The organism is Cognatundibacterium luofuense (assembly GCF_018139685.1).
Lineage (GTDB): Bacteria > Pseudomonadota > Gammaproteobacteria > Burkholderiales > Burkholderiaceae_D > Undibacterium > Undibacterium luofuense.
The window spans coordinates 1-449 of sequence record NZ_JAGSPN010000154.1 but is presented as its reverse complement, the minus strand read 5'-3'; the positions used below and the strand labels follow the sequence as shown (position 1 = coordinate 449).

Genomic DNA, 449 nt, shown 5'->3' with positions numbered 1-449 from the left:
AAGCTCAGACCTTCATCGGCCAGCAAACGGATCGCATACGCATCTTCTGCGATACCATCGCCATAGCCCTGGTACGCCAGATCCAGGAAAGGAATCAGCTCGCGGTCTTTGAGCACAGGCACCAGCGCCTGCCATTGTGCCTTGGTCAAATCTACGCCAGTCGGATTGTGGCAGCATGCGTGCAACAATACGATGCTCTTAGGCGCAGCTTGCTGCAAAGCTTCCAGCATCGCGTCGAAGCGCAGACCACCAGTTGCGGCATCATAGTAAGGATAGGTTTTAACAGTCAGGCCTGAACCTTCAAACACCGCACGGTGGTTATCCCAGGTCGGATCGCTGACCAGGATAGACGATTGTGGGAAGTAGCGATGAATAAAATCACCGCCAACTTTCAAGCCACCACTGGAACCTACCGTCTGCAAAGTCACAACGCGGCCTTCACGCACTGC

The 449-nt window shown here is 54.3% G+C and carries 1 protein-coding gene; it reads right to left on the bottom strand.

The window, feature by feature from the left end; all coding sequences use genetic code 11:
* Nucleotides 1-449, bottom strand: a 449-nt coding sequence (locus tag KDM89_RS19790; protein WP_212689601.1) for an aminotransferase class I/II-fold pyridoxal phosphate-dependent enzyme, incomplete at both ends; no start/stop codon positions are given.